The 16720-nt window shown below is 65.7% G+C and carries 13 protein-coding genes; 12 read left to right on the top strand and 1 reads right to left on the bottom strand.

The genetic code is table 11. The features are described 5' to 3' along the window. The first annotated feature begins 28 nt into the window (after positions 1-28). The 12 genes from ACFPQ5_RS15385 to ACFPQ5_RS15330 all read left to right on the top strand — a co-directional run bounded on the left by ACFPQ5_RS15385 (position 29) and on the right by ACFPQ5_RS15330 (position 15996). On the top strand, positions 29-2314 hold the full coding sequence (locus tag ACFPQ5_RS15385) for a cyanophycin metabolism-associated ABC transporter (protein ID WP_379757307.1): 2286 nt from the start codon (positions 29-31) through the stop codon (positions 2312-2314). A 1-nt stretch (position 2315) separates the two neighbouring features. After that, on the top strand, positions 2316-2783 hold the full coding sequence (locus tag ACFPQ5_RS15380) for a cyanophycin metabolism-associated DUF1854 family protein (RefSeq protein WP_379757304.1): 468 nt from the start codon (positions 2316-2318) through the stop codon (positions 2781-2783). 394 nt (positions 2784-3177) lie between these two features. Beyond that, the gene (locus ACFPQ5_RS15375) at positions 3178-3582 is read left to right on the top strand and encodes a GFA family protein (protein ID WP_379757301.1); all 405 of its coding nucleotides are present in this window, start codon (positions 3178-3180) and stop codon (positions 3580-3582) included. Between the two features lie 116 nt (positions 3583-3698). After that, the gene (locus ACFPQ5_RS15370) at positions 3699-4235 is read left to right on the top strand and encodes a pyridoxamine 5'-phosphate oxidase family protein (RefSeq protein ID WP_379757298.1); all 537 of its coding nucleotides are present in this window, start codon (positions 3699-3701) and stop codon (positions 4233-4235) included. Between the two features lie 8 nt (positions 4236-4243). Continuing rightward, entirely contained in the window at positions 4244-4648 is a 405-nt protein-coding gene (locus ACFPQ5_RS15365) for a VOC family protein (RefSeq protein WP_379757295.1), read from the top strand. 87 nt (positions 4649-4735) lie between these two features. Next, complete coding sequence (locus ACFPQ5_RS15360) at positions 4736-5803, top strand: SDR family oxidoreductase (RefSeq protein ID WP_379757292.1); 1068 nt, start codon at positions 4736-4738, stop codon at positions 5801-5803. Between the two features lie 18 nt (positions 5804-5821). Then, the gene (locus ACFPQ5_RS15355; protein ID WP_379757289.1) at positions 5822-7084 is read left to right on the top strand and encodes a glycosyltransferase; all 1263 of its coding nucleotides are present in this window, start codon (positions 5822-5824) and stop codon (positions 7082-7084) included. 112 nt (positions 7085-7196) lie between these two features. After that, a complete protein-coding gene (gene uvrA, locus ACFPQ5_RS15350; RefSeq protein WP_379757286.1) occupies positions 7197-9773 on the top strand; it encodes an excinuclease ABC subunit UvrA in 2577 nt (858 codons plus the stop codon). Positions 9774-9861: 88 nt separating this feature from the next. Next, on the top strand, positions 9862-13338 hold the full coding sequence (locus ACFPQ5_RS15345; protein ID WP_379757283.1) for a response regulator: 3477 nt from the start codon (positions 9862-9864) through the stop codon (positions 13336-13338). After that, positions 13338-14168: a CheR family methyltransferase gene (locus ACFPQ5_RS15340; RefSeq protein ID WP_379757280.1), complete on the top strand. Its 831-nt coding sequence runs from the start codon at positions 13338-13340 to the stop codon at positions 14166-14168. The genes ACFPQ5_RS15345 and ACFPQ5_RS15340 overlap by 1 nt, the downstream gene beginning before the upstream one ends. Continuing rightward, positions 14165-14785, top strand: coding sequence for a chemotaxis protein CheB (locus tag ACFPQ5_RS15335; RefSeq protein ID WP_379757277.1), 621 nt, complete (start codon positions 14165-14167; stop codon positions 14783-14785). Before ACFPQ5_RS15340 ends, ACFPQ5_RS15335 begins: the two co-directional genes overlap by 4 nt. Beyond that, positions 14782-15996, top strand: coding sequence for a hybrid sensor histidine kinase/response regulator (locus tag ACFPQ5_RS15330; RefSeq protein WP_379757274.1), 1215 nt, complete (start codon positions 14782-14784; stop codon positions 15994-15996). The genes ACFPQ5_RS15335 and ACFPQ5_RS15330 overlap by 4 nt, the downstream gene beginning before the upstream one ends. Before the next feature lie 152 nt (positions 15997-16148). On the opposite strand, the gene ACFPQ5_RS15325 is transcribed toward ACFPQ5_RS15330, so the two are convergent. Further along, the gene (locus ACFPQ5_RS15325; RefSeq protein ID WP_379757271.1) at positions 16149-16700 is read right to left on the bottom strand and encodes a hypothetical protein; all 552 of its coding nucleotides are present in this window, start codon (positions 16698-16700) and stop codon (positions 16149-16151) included. Positions 16701-16720 lie beyond the last annotated feature (20 nt).

The raw sequence follows: 16720 nt of genomic DNA, 5'->3' as shown, positions 1-16720 counted from the left end.
AACATGCCTTACACAAGGCGGCAACTTAATGACAACTCAACAACTTGCTACTCCGACATCACTGGCGGTCGCCGCCGGCTTCCTGCCTGACGGTTGGGACAGTGACGTCCGGAAACAGCTTGCACCAGGGGAAAACGTTCTAACCGGCGTGGAGGTTGACCTCGATTCGAAATTACGTTTCACCAAGGGCATTCTGGTGGTGACGGACCGGCGCCTGCTGTCGCGCGCGCCGGGGGAGACGGCCTGGCGCGACTGGGGATTCCGCCCCGGCCTGGCCCTGCGCCACCACGATCACGCCGGCGTCGGCCACCTGGAACTGGTCGATGCGCAGGGTTTGTTGGCTTCCTGGCGCTTCACCCTGGGCCAGAACCTGCACGCGATCCGCGTCGCCGACGCCTTCGCCGACCAGGTCAAGAGCGTGGAAACGGGCCTGCCCGTCATCCCGCCGGAACAGCACACCTGCCCGAGTTGCAAGGCGCAGCTCGAGCCGAACCAGGAAGAGTGCCCGATCTGCGCCAAGGTCGTGCACACGCCGCCGTCGACCTGGACCCTGTTCCGCCTGTGGCGTTTCGCCCGGCCATACAAGATGCAGCTGCTGATGGGTTTCCTGCTGATGCTGGGGTCGACGGCGGCGCACATGATTCCGCCTTACCTCACTAAACCGCTGATGGACAACGTGCTGATTCCTTATCAGAATGGCCAGACCATCGACACGTCGCTGATTTACCTGTACATGGGCGGCCTGTTCGGCGCATCGATGCTGGCCTGGGCGCTGGGCTGGGGCAAGACCTATGTGCTGGCGCTCGCCTCCGAGCGCATCAGCGCCGACCTGCGCTCGACTACCTATGAACACCTGCTGCGCCTGTCGCTGGAATATTTCGGCGGCAAGCGCACTGGCGACCTGATGAGCCGCATCGGCAGCGGCTCGGACCGGATCAGCGTTTTCCTGTCGCTGCACCTGCTCGACTTCCTGTCGGACGTATTGTTGATCATCATGACCGGCGTGATCCTGTTCAGCATGAACCCGTGGCTGGCGCTGGTGACCCTGGTGCCGCTGCCTTTCATCGCGTGGATGATCCACGTCGTGCGCGACAGGCTGCGCACCGGCTTCGAGAAGATCGACCGGGTCTGGGGCGAGGTCACCAACGTGCTGGCCGATACCATTCCCGGCATCCGCGTGGTGAAGGCCTTCGCCCAGGAAAAGCGCGAGGCGCTGCGTTTTCGCGAGGCCAACAAGCACAACCTGGCGGTCAACGACAAGCTGAACCGGGTCTGGTCGCTGTTCTCGCCGACCGTGTCGCTGCTGACCGAACTGGGCCTGCTGGTGATCTGGATCTTCGGCATCTGGCAAGTATCGCAGGGCGACATCACGGTCGGCACGCTGACCGCCTTCATCGCCTACAGCGGCCGCTTCTACGTGAAGCTCGATTCCATGAGCCGCATCGTCTCGGTCACGCAAAAATCGGCCTCGGCGGCCAAGCGCATCTTCGACATCCTCGACCACGTCTCGAGCGTGCCGGACCCGGTCAACCCGGTGAAGGTGCAGAAGGTCGAGGGCAATATCGAACTGCGCGAAGTCGGTTTCCGCTACGGTAACCGCGCCGTGAACCGCGGCATTTCGCTCAACATCAAGGCCGGCGAGATGGTCGGCCTGGTGGGCCACAGCGGCTCGGGCAAGTCGACCCTGGTCAACCTGATCTGCCGCTTCTACGACGTGGCCGAAGGCGCGATTTTGCTGGACGGCGTCGACATCCGTTCGTTTGCCGTGGCCGACTACCGCCGTAACATCGGCCTGGTGCTGCAGGAACCCTTCCTGTTCTTCGGCACGATCGCCGAGAACATCGCCTACGGCAAGCCGGACGCGACGCGCGAAGACATCATCGCCGCCGCCCGCGCCGCCCACGCCCACGAATTCATCCTGCGCCTGCCGCAGGGCTACGATTCGATGGTCGGCGAACGCGGCCAGGGCCTGTCGGGCGGCGAGCGCCAGCGTATCTCGATCGCGCGCGCGCTGCTGATCGACCCGCCGATCCTGATCATGGACGAAGCGACGTCCTCGGTGGACTCGGAGACCGAAAAGGAAATCCAGAAGGCGCTCGACAACCTGGTGCAGGGCCGCACCACGATCGCCATCGCGCACAGGCTCTCCACGCTGCACCGGGCCGACCGCCTGGTGGTGCTGGACCGCGGCGTGGTGGTGGAAGAGGGCAGCCACGACGAACTGATGGCGCGCGAGGGCGCCTACCACCGCCTCTACGAAGCGCAGGCGCGCAACGTGGACCAGGACATGGACGACGCGGACAAGGACGATTGATATGAGCAATACCATTCAACTGCGCCGCGATGCGTTCGGCAAACTCGTGTTTACGGGAGACGACGGCGTCGACGTGGTCGGTGTGATTCCCGTACGCGCCTTCCCGATCCAGGCGCCCACGCGCGGCATCTCGCTGGTGCGCGACGGCGGCAAGGAAGTGGCCTGGATCGACGACCTCGCCACCGCCTCGGAGCAGGTGCGTTCGCTGGTCACCGAAGAACTCGAGGGGCGCGAATTCATTCCCGAGATCCTGCACATCACCGACGTCTCCAGCTTCGCCACGCCCTGCACCTGGTTCGTCAAGACCGACCGCGGCGAGACCCAGTTCGTGCTGAAGGTCGACGAAGACATCCGCCGCGTGGGCGAGGCCTCGCTGCTGATCGCGGACAACCACGGCATCAACTTCCTGGTGCGGGACATGTTCAGGATCGATAAGCACAGCAGGAAGATTCTCGACCGGTTCCTGTAAGAGGTCTGCGCTTTCCACGTCTGTCGGCGTGGCCGTGAACGTAGGGTGGACTCCCGAGTCCACGCGTTACAGCGCTGAAGAACCCGAAACGTGGCTCACACCACTTACGTCTAAACATCGTAGGGTGGGCACTTTTGCCCACGCGGTACTACCTCTGCGGTTCGATTCCGCTTTTCGACCGAATAAGCTGCGTAAACGCGTGGACGCGGGAGTCCACCCTACGTACCCCTCACCTCAAGTACCACCTCCAAGAGAAACTGCGGACCGTCGCGCTCTGGCTCGACCATTCGACGCTCGTCTCGAGCGAACCGGACGATTCCTAATTCGTGCTGCGCTTGAAGCGCGGCGCCGGCTACTCTATGCTGATCCCAATCCAACATCACCGGAGGCCGATATGCTGCTGGGTGGCTGTTATTGCGGAGCGGTACGCTACGTCGTCGAAGGCGACACCTTTCACAACACGCTCTGCCACTGCAGCGATTGCCGGCGCATCGCCGGCGCGCCGGCCGTGGCCTGGTTCAGCGCGCGCATGCATGCCCTGCGTTTTACCAAGGGCAATCCCGCCACCTTCCGCTCCAGCGAACACGTGCTGCGCGGTTTTTGCGCCACCTGCGGCACCACGCTCACCTACCAGGACGACCGCCAGCCCGACGAGATCGACATCGCCACGGCCAGCCTCGACGATCCCGAAGCGGCGCCCCCGCAAGACCACACCTTCGCCGGCGAGCAGTTGAGCTGGATGCGCATGGCGGACGGCTTGCCGGCCTATCCGCGCACCCGCTCGGAAGGCGCCGGATGAACTCGTTTTGTCCCGCGTTTTGTCCGCTCCTGGGCCGGCCAGCGTGAAGCCGTTCACAGACGGGCAGCCCGCACACCCGTAATGTCGTTCCATTGCCAACCACCGAGGAAGCCGACATGGATTCGATCAACCGTAACCAGCCCGAAGTCAACCGCCGCGACCTGAGCGGCGATGAGGCGCGCAAGCGCATCCGCGAAACGGCCAAGGAGGCCAAGACCTGTTTCTTCGTGACCGCCAACGGCAGCGGCGCCGACGGCGGCGTGCGCCCGATGAGCGTGCTGCAAGCCGACGAGGCCGGCCACCTGTGGTTCCTGAGCGCCATCGACAGCCACAAGGATGCCGAGCTCGTCACCAACCCGCAGGTCAAACTGTTTTTCCAGCGCAGCACCCACGCCGGTTTCATGGAACTCGACGGCATCGCGACCGTGTCGCAGGACCGCGCCAAGATCAAGGAGCTGTGGGACTTTACGCTGAAGACCTGGTTCACCGAAGGCGAGGATGATCCACGCATCAGCGTCATCGAGTTCGTGCCGAAAAACGGCTACTACTGGGACAACAAGCACGGGCAGGCGGTCGCCGGCGCCAAGATGCTGGTCGGCGCGGCGATCGGTAAGACGCTCGACGACTCGATCGAGGGGACCCTGACGCCATAAGGCTGCGCATGTCGAGGAGGGAAGGAATGATCGAGCTCGACCATGTAATCGTGTCCGCACGCGACCGGGTGGCCTCGGCCCGGCTGCTGGCCTCGCTGTTCGACGTGCCCTGGGACGAGACGGCGCTCGGCATTTTCTCCGCCGTCTATGTCAATCCCGGGCTGACGCTCGACTTCATCACGACCGACGAAGCCTTTCCGGTCGAGCACTTCTGTTTTCGCGTCAGCGATGCCGAGTTCGACGCGATCCTCGACCGCCTGGAGGCGGCCGGCATCGGCTGGCGCGGCGACGTGCGCGGGCGCAACGACGGCAAGGTCGGCACCGCCCATGGCGGCCGCAACATCTACTGGGACGAGCCGGACAATCACCGCTGGGAGATCCTCACCAGGAGCTATGCGCGTCGCCCCGGATGAAGCTGCACGCCGCGGTTTTTCATTGCCGCGCACGCCATTTCCGGCCTGCCCTTAGAATGGGTTTCACTGAACACGCAGGAGAAACACATGCAACGAAGGGCTTTGGTAGTCGGCATCACCGGCATCGGCGGCAATCACGTCGCACGCGAATTGCTGGCCAATGGATGGGACGTCGTCGGTTTGTCGCGCCGCGCGCCGCGGGACTTGCCGGGCGTACGCCACGTCGCCGCCGACCTGCTGGACGCTGGCGGATTGAAGAGCGCGCTGGAAGGAATCGCGCCGACCCACGTCTTCATCACCACCTGGATGCGCCAGGACACCGAGCAGGAAAACATCCGCGTGAATGCCGCGCTGGTGCGCAACCTGCTCGACGCGCTGTCGCCGCAGAAGAGCGTGCGCCACGTGGCGCTGGTTACCGGCCTGAAGCATTATCTCGGCCCCTTCGAGGCCTATGCCAGCTCGGGCACGCTGCCCGACACGCCGCTGCGCGAAAGCCAGCCGCGCCTGCCGCTGGATAATTTTTACTATGCCCAGGAAGACGAGGTCTATGCCGCCGCCGCGCGCGACCGCTTCACCTGGAGCGTGCACCGTCCGCACACCATCATCGGCCTGGCGGTCGGCAATGCGATGAACCTGGGCACCACGCTGGCCGTGTATGCCACCATCTGCAAGGAGACCGGGCGTCCCTTCCAGTTCCCTGGTTCCGAGGCGCAGTGGAAAGGCCTGTCCGACGTGACCGACGCGCGCATGCTGGCCAGGCAGCTGGTCTGGGCCGCCGACACCGACGCGGCCAAGAACGAAGCTTTTAATATCGTCAACGGCGACGTGTTCCGCTGGAGCTGGCTGTGGCCGAAGCTGGCCAGCTGGTTCGGCGTCGAAGCGGCCGGCTACAGCGGCCAGATCCAGCCCCTGGAAGCCGCAATGGCCCAGGATGCGGCGCTGTGGCGCGAGATCGCGACCCGCCACGGCCTGGCCGAGCCCGACCTGGATCGCCTGGCATCGGCCTGGCACACCGACCTCGATCTCGGCCGTCCGCTGGAAGTCATGACCGATATGGCCAACAGCCGCCGCCTGGGCTTTACGAGCTACCAGGCGACCGACGCTTCGTTCTTCGACCTGTTCGAACGGCTGCGTGCCGAGCGCCTGATTCCCTAGCCGATTCCGGTGACCGGCATGGAAGCCAAGGCCAAGCCCTTGCACGTGGTGCTGGTCACGATCGGCTCGGCCGGCGACCTGTTTCCCTTCCTGCGCATCGCGCTGGCGCTGCGCGCGGGCGGGCACCAGGTCAGCTTTCTCGGCCCGGTCCAGCACGAACCCTTCGTGCGCGAGGCCGGCTTGCCCTTTCACGGCTTGCCGGCCGACCCGGCCGTGCTCGACCATCCCGACCTGTGGCACCCGACGCGCGGCTTCGGCGTCGTCTGGGAAGCGACCCGTCCGGCAATGGCCGCCGTGCCGGCCTTCATGGCCGCGCTGCCGCCCGACGAAAATTGCACCATGCTGGTGCATCCGCTGGCCTTGCCGGAAGCGGACCTGTGCCGCGCCGCGCGTCCCGGCCTGCGCATCGCCGCCGTCTTTCTTGCGCCCTCGAATCTGCCGACCGTCCACGATCCGCTGATGCTGGGCCCCTGGCGCGTGCCGCGCTGGGTGCCGATGGGCGTGCGCCGGCGCCTGTGGCGCACGGCGGGCAAGCGCTTCATCGATCCGGTCGCGCTGCCCGACGTGAACGCGGCGCGCTCCGCCGCCGGGCTGGCGCCGATGCGCACGCTGGTCGACGATATCGTGGGTATCGCCGACCTGTCGATCGCGCTCTTTCCCGACTGGTTCGCGCCGACCCAGCCGGACTGGCCGCGCCCACTCGTACGCAGCGGTTTCCCGCTGTTCGACCCGCAGCCGGACGCCGTCCTGTCGGATGCCTTGCGCCATTTCCTCGTGCAGGGCGGACGTCCGCTCGTCTTCACGCCCGGCACCGGCAATCGCCAGGCGCGCGCCTATTTCGCCCACGCGATCGAGGCCACGCGCCTGCTGGGCGAACGCGCGGTCTTCCTCACGCCGCACCGCGACCAGCTGCCCGCCGAGCTGCCGCACCACGTGCTGTGGCAGGACTACGTCCCGCTGCGCGCCTTGCTGCCGCAAGTGGCGCTGCTGGTGCACCACGGCGGCATCGGCACCACGGCCGAGGCCTTGCATGCGGGCACGCCGCAGCTGGTGGTGCCGTTGGCGCACGACCAGTTCGACAATGGGGCGCGCGTCGAGGCGCTGGGCGTCGGCCTGTCGCTGCCGGCGACGCGCTTGAATACGCGGCGGCTGGTGGCGGGGCTGGAGGCCTTGCTCGATGACAATGGCTTGGGGAAGCGGTGCCGAGCGGTGGCGGCGAATTTTGACGGAGATGCCGGAGTGGGGCAGGTAGTCACGGCGCTCGAAGGATTGTTCCGATAGATCAGCCAAGAACGCAGCGTTGGGCACGGGTGCCAGCCTACGTGTGTCAACGCACGGTCAACTTCTCCTGCGCACGATTTAATGGATCCATCGACAGGAAGGGAACGAGCCGATGCGACGCAAGGCAGACGACAACCAGACTGCGGGCAAGGAAACAGGCACCCCGGCCGGCGGACAAGGCCGCCCCGGCTATGTGCGCGTGCGCGGCGCGCGCGAGCACAACCTGAAAAACGTCAGCCTCGACATCCCGCGCGACGCGCTGGTCGTGTTCACCGGCGTGTCCGGCTCCGGCAAATCCTCGCTCGCCTTCGGCACCCTGTACGCCGAAGCCCAGCGGCGCTACCTGGAATCGGTCTCGCCGTATGCGCGCCGCCTGTTCCACCAGATGCCGGTGCCCGAAGTCGACGAGATCGACGGCCTGCCGCCGGCCGTCGCCCTGCAGCAGCAGCGCGGCTCGCCGACCACGCGCTCATCGGTCGGCAGCGTCAGCACGCTGTCGAACTCGCTGCGCATGCTGTATTCGCGCGCCGGCGACTATCCCGACGGCCAGGAGCTGCTCTACGCCGAATCGTTTTCGCCCAATACCCCCGAAGGCGCCTGTCCCGAGTGCTCGGGCCTCGGCCGCGTCTACGAAGTGACGGAACAGTCGATGGTGCCGGACGACTCGCTCACCATCCGCGAGCGCGCGGTGGCGGCCTGGCCGCCGGCCTGGCACGGCCAGAACCTGCGCGACATCCTGGTCACCATGGGCTACGACGTGGACACGCCCTGGCGCGAGCTGCCGAAGAAGGACCGCGACTGGATTTTATATACCGACGAGACGCCGACCGTGCCCGTCTACGCTGGCCTCACGCCGGAAGAAACCAAGCGCGCCCTGAAACGCAAGGAAACGCCGAGCTACCAGGGCACCTTCACGGGCGCGCGGCGCTACGTGCTGCAGACCTTCGCCACCACGGAAAGTGCTTCGATGAAGAAGCGCGTGGCGCGCTACATGGTCAGTACCGAGTGTCCGCTGTGCCGCGGCAAGCGCCTGCGCCAGGAAGCCCTGTCGGTCACCTTCGGCGGCGTCGACATCGCCGACATCTCGCGCATGCCGCTGGCACGCCTGCACGCCATGCTGCTGCCTTATGCCTCCGGCAAGGCGGCCGACGACAAGCGCCGCGCCAAACTGCATCCCGAACAGCTGATCGTCACCCAGCGCATCGCCGAAGACCTGGTCGCGCGCCTGGACGTGCTGCTCGCCCTGGGCCTGGGCTACCTGGCGCTGGAGCGCAGTACGCCGACCTTGTCGCCCGGCGAACTGCAGCGCCTGCGCCTGGCCACGCAAGTGCGCTCGAACCTGTTCGGCGTCGTCTACGTGCTGGACGAGCCCTCGGCCGGCCTGCATCCGGCCGACACCGAAGCCCTGCTGACCGCGCTCGACCAATTGAAAGCGTCGGGCAATTCGCTGTTCGTGGTCGAGCACGCGCTGGACGTGATCCGCTGCGCCGACTGGATCGTCGACGTCGGGCCGGCCGCAGGCGAGAAGGGCGGCGAAGTGCTGTACAGCGGCGAACCGGATGGCCTGAAGAAAATCGAAGCATCGCAGACCCGCCGCTACCTGTTCGACGAGGCGCCGCTGCAGGTGCGCGAACGGCGCGAGCCCGCCGGCTGGCTGCGCCTGGAAGGCGTCACCCGCAACAATCTGAACAATCTGAAGGTCGAGTTCCCGCTGGGCGTGCTCACCGCCGTGTGCGGCGTATCCGGGTCGGGCAAATCGAGCCTGGTCAGCCAGGTGCTGGTGGACCTGGTCGGGCGCGAGCTGGGGCATGGCGGCGCACCGATCGAGACCGAGGAAGCCGACGACCTGGAACAGGAAGCGGCCACACCGCTGGAGGGGCGTATCGTCAAGGGCATGGAAGCGATCCGGCGCATGGTGCGGGTCGACCAGAAGCCGATCGGGCGTACGCCGCGCTCGAACCTGGCCACCTACACGGGCCTCTTTGACCAGGTGCGCAAACTGTTCGCGGCCACCAAGATGGCGAAATCGCGCCGCTACGATGCCGGCCGCTTCTCCTTCAACGTCGCCAAGGGCCGCTGCGAAAACTGCGCGGGCGAAGGTTCCGTCATGGTCGAGCTGCTGTTCCTGCCCAGCGTGTACGCGCCATGCCCGGTCTGCGCCGGGGCGCGCTACAACGCGAAAACGCTGGAAGTGACCTATAAAGACAAGAACATCGCCGAGGTGCTGGGCATGACGGTCGATTCGGCCTTTGACTTCTTCGCCGGGGAAGCGCTGGTCGAGCGCTCGCTGGAAGTGCTGCGCGAGGTGGGCCTGGGCTATCTGCGCCTGGGCCAGCCGGCCACCGAACTGTCGGGCGGCGAAGCGCAGCGCATCAAGCTGGCCACCGAACTGCAGCGCACCGGCCGCGGCAATACCTTATATGTGCTGGACGAGCCGACCACCGGCCTGCACCCGTCGGACGTGGATCGGCTGATCGTCCAGCTCGAGCGCCTGGTGGACGCCGGCAACACGGTTGTCGTGGTCGAGCACACGATGCGCGTGGTGGCTGCCTGCGACTGGGCGATCGACATCGGGCCCGGTGCCGGCGACGAGGGCGGCACCGTGGTCGCGGCCGGCACGCCGGAAACGGTGGCAAGCGCCGCGAAAAGCCGCACGGCGCCATACTTACGGCCATGTTTGACCCGGTAAATACGGGAGGCGGCGCACGTTTGAAGCGACCAAATAGGTGACATTTGCGTTACACTTAAGAACTTTTTTCTTAAAAATAACGCAACACATGACCGGCACCTCGCTCGATAACTCCCAGTTCCGCCGCATTCTCGCCCGCAACGTTGCGCTTCCGCTTGGCCTCTCGGTCCTGAGCGCCATCGTTTTCGTGGCGATCGTCGCCTACCTGGTCAGCGTGCTGAACTGGGTCGAGCACTCGCAGGAAGTCATCGGCAAGGCCAACGAGGTCAACAAGCTCGTGTCCGACATGGAAGCCGGCATGCGCGGCTACGTGATTTCCGGCGACGAAAGTTTCCTCAGCCCGTACACGGTGGCCAAGCCCAAGGTCGCGGTCGAGATGGATTCGCTGCTGCGCCTGATCGGCGACAACAACGCCCAGGCCGACCGCCTGAACCGGGTGCGCGGCGCCCACGCCGAGTGGGTGAAATTTACCGAGGACACGATCGAGCGCCGCCGCGACAAGCAGGATGTGGTGGCGTCGATCATGAGCGGCCGCGGCAAGAGCCTGACCGACGACATGCGCGCGCAGTTCGCCGCCTTCGTGAACAACGAAAACGCGCTGCTGGTCGAGCGCAACCAGGATGCGCGCTCGGTGATCACCTGGTCGGTCGGCTCCTTCCTGTTGTTCACACTGATCGTGGGCGGCTTGCTGGCCGCCTTCGGACGGCGCGAACTGCTGCGCCTGTCGACCAGCTACGACGACATCCTGCGCCACGAGAACGAACACAATGCCGAGCTGCGCCACCTGAGCTGGCTGCGCAGCGGCCAGACCGAGCTGGCATCGAAAAGCATCGGCCTCAATTCCCTGGAAGCGCTGGCCGAGGCCGTGCTCGACCACGTGGTGCGCTACCTGGGCGGGTCGGTGGCGGCCATGTATTTCCGTAACGAAGAAGGTGTGTTGCGCCGCATCGGCGCCTACGGTTTCTCGAACGACGACGAGCGCGCGAAAGTCATCCCGCGCGGCGCCTCGCTGGCCAGCCAGGCCGCCAACGAAAACCGTCTGATCCGCGTGAAGGAGCTGCCCGAGGATTACATCAAGGTGATCTCCAGCCTGGGCGAGACGGCGCCACGCGAGATCGTGATCGCGCCCTTCAACAACTTCGGCAAGGTCAAGGGCGTGATGGAAATCGGTTTCCTGCACCCCGTGCGCGACCGCGACATCGAATTCCTGAAACTGGTCGGCGACGCCATCGGCGCCTCGGTCGGCGCCGTCGTGTATCGCCAGCGCCTGCAGGACGCGCTCGACGAAAGCCAGGCCCTGAACGAGGAATTGCAAGTGCAGCAGGAAGAGCTGCGCACCGCCAACGAGGAACTCGAAGAGCAGTCGCGCGCCCTGGAAGAATCGCAGACCAGCCTGGAAAACCAGCAGGCCGAACTGGAGCAGACCAACGACCAGCTGGCCGAGCAGGCCCTGAACCTGGACATGAAGAACGCGGCCCTGACCGAAGCCCAGGAACAATTGCGCGCACGGGCGCTGGACCTGGAACGCGCCAGCCGCTACAAATCCGAATTCCTCGCGAACATGTCGCACGAACTGCGCACGCCGCTGAACAGCTCGCTGATCCTGGCGAAGCTGCTGGCAGACAATGTGCCGGGCAACCTGAACGACGAGCAGGTGCGCTTCGCCCAGACGATTTATTCGGCCGGCAACGACCTGCTGCACCTGATCAACGACATCCTCGACATTTCCAAGGTCGAAGCCGGCAAGCTGGAACTGCTGCCGGAAGACCTGCCGATCCGCCGCACGGTCGAGGGCCTGGGCCGCACCTTCGAGCCGCTGGCCAAGCAGAAGGACCTGCGCTTCACGCTTACCGTCGAACCGAACGTGCCGCCGACCCTGCACACCGACCGCCAGCGCCTGGAGCAGGTGCTGAAGAACCTGCTGTCGAACGCGGTGAAGTTCACGGAAGCGGGCGAGGTCAGCCTGACGGTGAGTGCCACCGACGAAGGCTGGGTCCAGTTCACCGTCGTCGATTCTGGCATCGGCATCGCGCCTGACCAGCAGGAACGCATCTTCGAAGCCTTCCACCAGGCCGACGGCACGGCCAACCGCCGCTTCGGCGGCACCGGTCTCGGCCTGTCGATCTCGCGCGATCTGACGAGCCTGCTGGGCGGCACCCTGGTGGTGTCGAGCACGCCGGGCGAGGGCAGCACCTTTACCCTGAGCATGCCGCGTAACGGCATGGTCTCGGCCGCGCCGCCGGCCCCGCGTGCGGCTAGCCCGGCATCGCGTCCGGCGCGCCCGCTGCCGCCGCCGGCCCCCGAGCCGGTGGAAACGGTCGAGGAAGCGCCAGCCCGTTCCGCCTTCCCGGACGACCGCGCGCAAAGCGCCGAGGGCCAGCGCACCGTGCTTGTGATCGAAGACGAACCCGACTTCGCGCGCATCCTGTTCGACCTCGCGCACGACATGGACTACCGCTGCCTGGTGGGCCTGACCGCGGGCGAAGGCCTGGAGCTGGCCGCCAGCGAAAGCCCGGACGCGATCCTGCTCGACATCCGCCTGCCGGACAGTTCCGGCCTGTCGGTGCTGCAGCAGCTGAAGGACAATCCGGCCACCCGCCACATCCCGGTGCACGTGGTGTCGAGCATGGAAAACGGCGGCGAGGCCCTGCACCTGGGCGCGATCGGCTACGCATTGAAACCGACCAGCCGCGAGCAGCTGGAAGACGTGTTCCGCAAGCTGCAGGAAAAGAGCGCGCAGCAGATCAAGCGCGTGCTGCTGGTCGAGGACGACGAACGCCAGCGTGAGAGCGTGGTGCAGCTGATCGCCGACGAGGACGTCAAGATCGACGCCGTCGGTTCCGGCGAGGAAGCCCTGGCCTTGCTGCGCAGCGAGATCTTCGACTGCATGATCATCGACCTCAAATTGCCCGACATGCAGGGCAAGGAATTGCTCGAGCATATGTCGCACGAAGAGCTGGTGTCCTTCCCGCCGGTCATCGTGTACACGGGACGCAACCTGACGCGCGACGAAGAAGCCGAGCTGATGAAGTATTCGCGCTCGATCATCATCAAGGGCGCGCGTTCGCCCGAGCGCCTGCTCGACGAGGTGACGCTGTTCCTGCATAAAGTCGAATCGCAGCTCTCGACCGAGCGCCAGCACATGCTGAAAACCGTGCGCGGCCGCGATCGCGTGTTCGAAGGCCGCACCATCCTGCTGGTCGACGACGACGTGCGCAACGTGTTCGCCTTGACGAGCGCGCTTGAGCAGCGCGGCGCCAACGTCGAAGTCGGACGCAACGGTTTCGAAGCGATTTCGAAGCTGGACGAAGTGCCGGGCATCGACCTGGTGCTGATGGACGTGATGATGCCGGGCATGGACGGCCTGGAAGCGACGCGCCGCATCCGCGCCGACGGCCGCTTCAACCGCCTGCCGATCATCGCCATCACGGCCAAGGCAATGAAGGACGACCAGGAGCAGTGCCTGGCCGCCGGCGCCAACGACTACCTGGCGAAACCGATCGACCTGGCGCGCCTGTACTCGCTGCTGCGGGTATGGATGCCGACGATGGAGCGTATCGGCTGATGAAGCATCCTCCGGACAACATCGACATCGAACTGCGGATGCTGGTCGAGGCGGTCTACCTCAAGTACAACTACGACTTCCGCGACTACACTGGCGCCTCGCAAAAGCGCCGCGTGCTGGTCGCGCTGCGCGAAATGGAATGCGAGAACGTCTCCGAGCTGCAGGCCAAGGTGCTGCACCAGCCGGAAGCGTTTGCCCGGCTGCTGCAATACCTCACCATTCCCGTGACCGAAATGTTCCGCGACCCCGAATACCACGCGGCGCTGCGCAGCCAGGTGGTGCCGCACCTGTCGACTTATCCGTCGCTGAAGCTCTGGGTGGCCGGCTGCTCGACGGGCGAGGAAGTGTATTCGCTGGCGATCCTGCTGCACGAGGAAGGCCTGCTCGAGCGCAGCATCATTTACGCGACCGACATCAATCCGGAGTCGCTGGAGGCCGCGCGGCGCGGCGTGTTCCCGCTCGACCGGATGCGCCTGTACACCGAGAATTACCAGAAGGCGGGCGGCAAACGTGCGTTTTCCGATTACTACACAGCGGCTTACGGCGGCGCGTTGTTCGAGCGCTTTTTGGTGGAGAACGTGACCTTCGCCGACCACAGCCTGGCGACCGACAGCGTGTTCTCGGAGACCCACTTCGTCAGCTGCCGCAACGTCATGATCTACTTTAACCGGCGCCTGCAGAACCGGGTACTCGGCCTGTTCCACGAGTCGCTCTGCCACCGCGGCTTCCTGGCGCTGGGCAGCAAGGAAAGCATCGACTTTTCGACCTACGCGAACCGGTTCGAATCCATTGCGCGCCGCGAGCGCATCTTCCGCAAGGCGGCAGAATGAGCGTGCCCGACGCATCGCTTGCGCAGTCGGTCGACGAGGTCCTCGCTGGCCGCAACATCGAAGCGCTCGTGATCGGCGCCTCGGCCGGCGGCGTCGACGCGCTGGTCGAGCTGCTGCCGGCCCTGCCGCCCGATTTTAGGCCGGCCACGGTCTGCATCCTGCATCTGCCAGCCGACCGCGAGAGCCGCCTGGCCGAACTGTTCGCCGCGCGCCTGTCCCTGCCGGTGCGCGAGGCGGTCGACAAGGCGCCGGTGGAGGACAATACCGTGTATTTCGCGGGCGCCGGGTATCACCTGTCGATCGAGAAGGACCGCGTTTTTTCCATCAGTTGCGAGCCGCCGGTACACTATGCGCGTCCGGCCATCGACGTGCTGATGGAGTCGGCCGCCGACGCCTATGGCGCCGGCCTGGCCGGCATTCTGCTTACCGGCGCCAACATCGACGGCGCCGAAGGCATGCAAACGATCAGGCAACGCGGCGGCCTGACCATCGTCCAGGACCCGGCAGGCGCGCAGGCCAGCGCGATGCCGGAAGGGGCCATCCGGCTGTGCGCCCCGCACCTGGTTTTGCCGCTGGCCGCGATCCGCGCGCTGCTGCCACAGCTGGAGACAACATGAGCCTACAAGAACCAAGCAAACTCCTCATCGTCGACGATCTGCCGGACAACCTGCGCGCCCTCGACGCCCTGATCCGCGACGAGCAGCGCCTCGTGTTCCACGCCCACTCGGGAGACGAGGCGCTGGCGCTGCTGCTCGAGCACGAGTTCGCGCTGGCCATCCTCGACGTGCAGATGCCTGGCATGGACGGATTCGAGCTGGCCGAACTGATGCGCGGCACGGAACGCACGCGCCACATCCCGATCGTCTTCGTCTCCGCCGCCGGCCGCGAGCTGAACTACGCTTTCAAGGGCTACGAAACGGGCGCCGTCGACTTTCTCTACAAGCCGCTCGACCCGGACGCGGTGCGCGGCAAGGTGAACGTCTTCGTCGCGCTCGACCAGCAGCGGCGCGAAACGCGGCGCCAGATGGAAGCGCTGGAAAAGAGCCGGCGCGAGCAGGAAATTCTGCTCCAGGAATTGAACGCGACCCAGCTGGAGCTTCAACGTTCCCTTCGCATGCGCGACGACTTCATGTCGCTGGTCGCCCACGAGCTGCGCACGCCGCTGAATACGCTATTCCTCGAGACCCAGATGCGCACGCTGCATCTGAAGCGTGGCAACCTGCAGGCTTTTGCCGGCGAGCAGATGGGCGCCATGATCAAGCGCGACGAGCGCCAGATCAAGGCCATGATCCGCCTGATCGACGACATGCTCGACGTCACGCGCATGCGCAACGGCACCCTGTCGGTGCGCCCGGCCCAGGTGGAGTTGATGGGCATGCTCGAACGCGTGGTGAGCGACCTCTCGCTACAGGCCGCCGCCAGCGGCTGCGCCATCACGCTGGCGCCGCATCCGCCGGTGACCGGCTGCTGGGACGAGTTCCGCATCGAGCAGGTGGTCGTCAACCTGCTCACCAATGCGCTGCGCTATGGCGGCGGCTGCAATGTCGAGGTGCAGGTGGTGGTCGAGGGCAAGTGCGCCCGCATCGACGTCATCGACAAGGGGAAAGGGATTGCGCCGGAAGACATCGAGCGCATCTTCCAGCCCTTCGAGCGCGGCGCCCGCAACGGCGAGCCCAAAGGCCTGGGCCTCGGCCTGTACATCTCGCGCCAGCTGGCCGTGGCCCACGGCGGCGAACTGAGCGTGACCAGCACGCCGGGGCAGGGCTCGATCTTCAGCCTGGCGCTGCCTTGCGATGTGGCTGTGGCCTGCGCGGCCGTGCCGGTCTGAACGCGGCTGGCCGCAGCTTTCTTCAATCCGCAAACGGCTGGGGTCAGGTCTGTCATTCGGACACGGCTTCTGCTGTATTGCTGGTTTACTGTCGAGCTCGTGTCTAAATGACAGACCTGACCCCAGGGGTGGCTGTGCCGGTCCGAGCACGGCTAGCCGCAGGTTTCGACGTAGGCTACTGCCGGCTGCAGGCCGGCGCGTATCTTCGTCACTTTGCCCCCTGTTACTTCCAGGATGAGGGCGGCCCGGCCGTCGGCGCTGGGGAAGCTCACATAGCGGCCGTTCTCATCGTATTTGTGAGCGCTCACCTGCGCCTCGGGATGGCGGCTGCGGATTTGCTCGAGCGTATCGCCATAGGATATGCCGACCGCATTGGCGACGCCTGTGTCGGCATCGGCACGCGTCACGATGCTGTTTTCGACCATGAAGCGCAGCTTGGGTAGGGTAGAGAAGCGCACCATGCTGCAGGCGGGATCGAAAGGCTCCGGCAAAGCAGCCTTGCCGCCGGATGCCTGCTCTGCCTGGGCCAGGGTCATGCCGAAGCGGATTGGCCCGATGCCCTCGGCGGAGAGCGAGTTTGCCGCCGGCGCGGATGGGACCACGCTCTTTTCCACGGGCACGGCAGGCGCGGCGGGCGGGTGGCCTGCATCCCTCGAACATGCGCTTACCAGCGCGATCATTCCCATCAATACGTGAGTGCGCATCGTCCTGCCTTTCATCCTTG

Source organism: Massilia suwonensis (genome assembly GCF_042655665.1).
GTDB classification, from domain to species: Bacteria; Pseudomonadota; Gammaproteobacteria; order Burkholderiales; family Burkholderiaceae_D; genus Telluria; species Telluria suwonensis.
The sequence above is the reverse complement of the archived record's forward strand: the minus strand, read 5'-3'. Positions and strand labels throughout refer to the sequence as shown.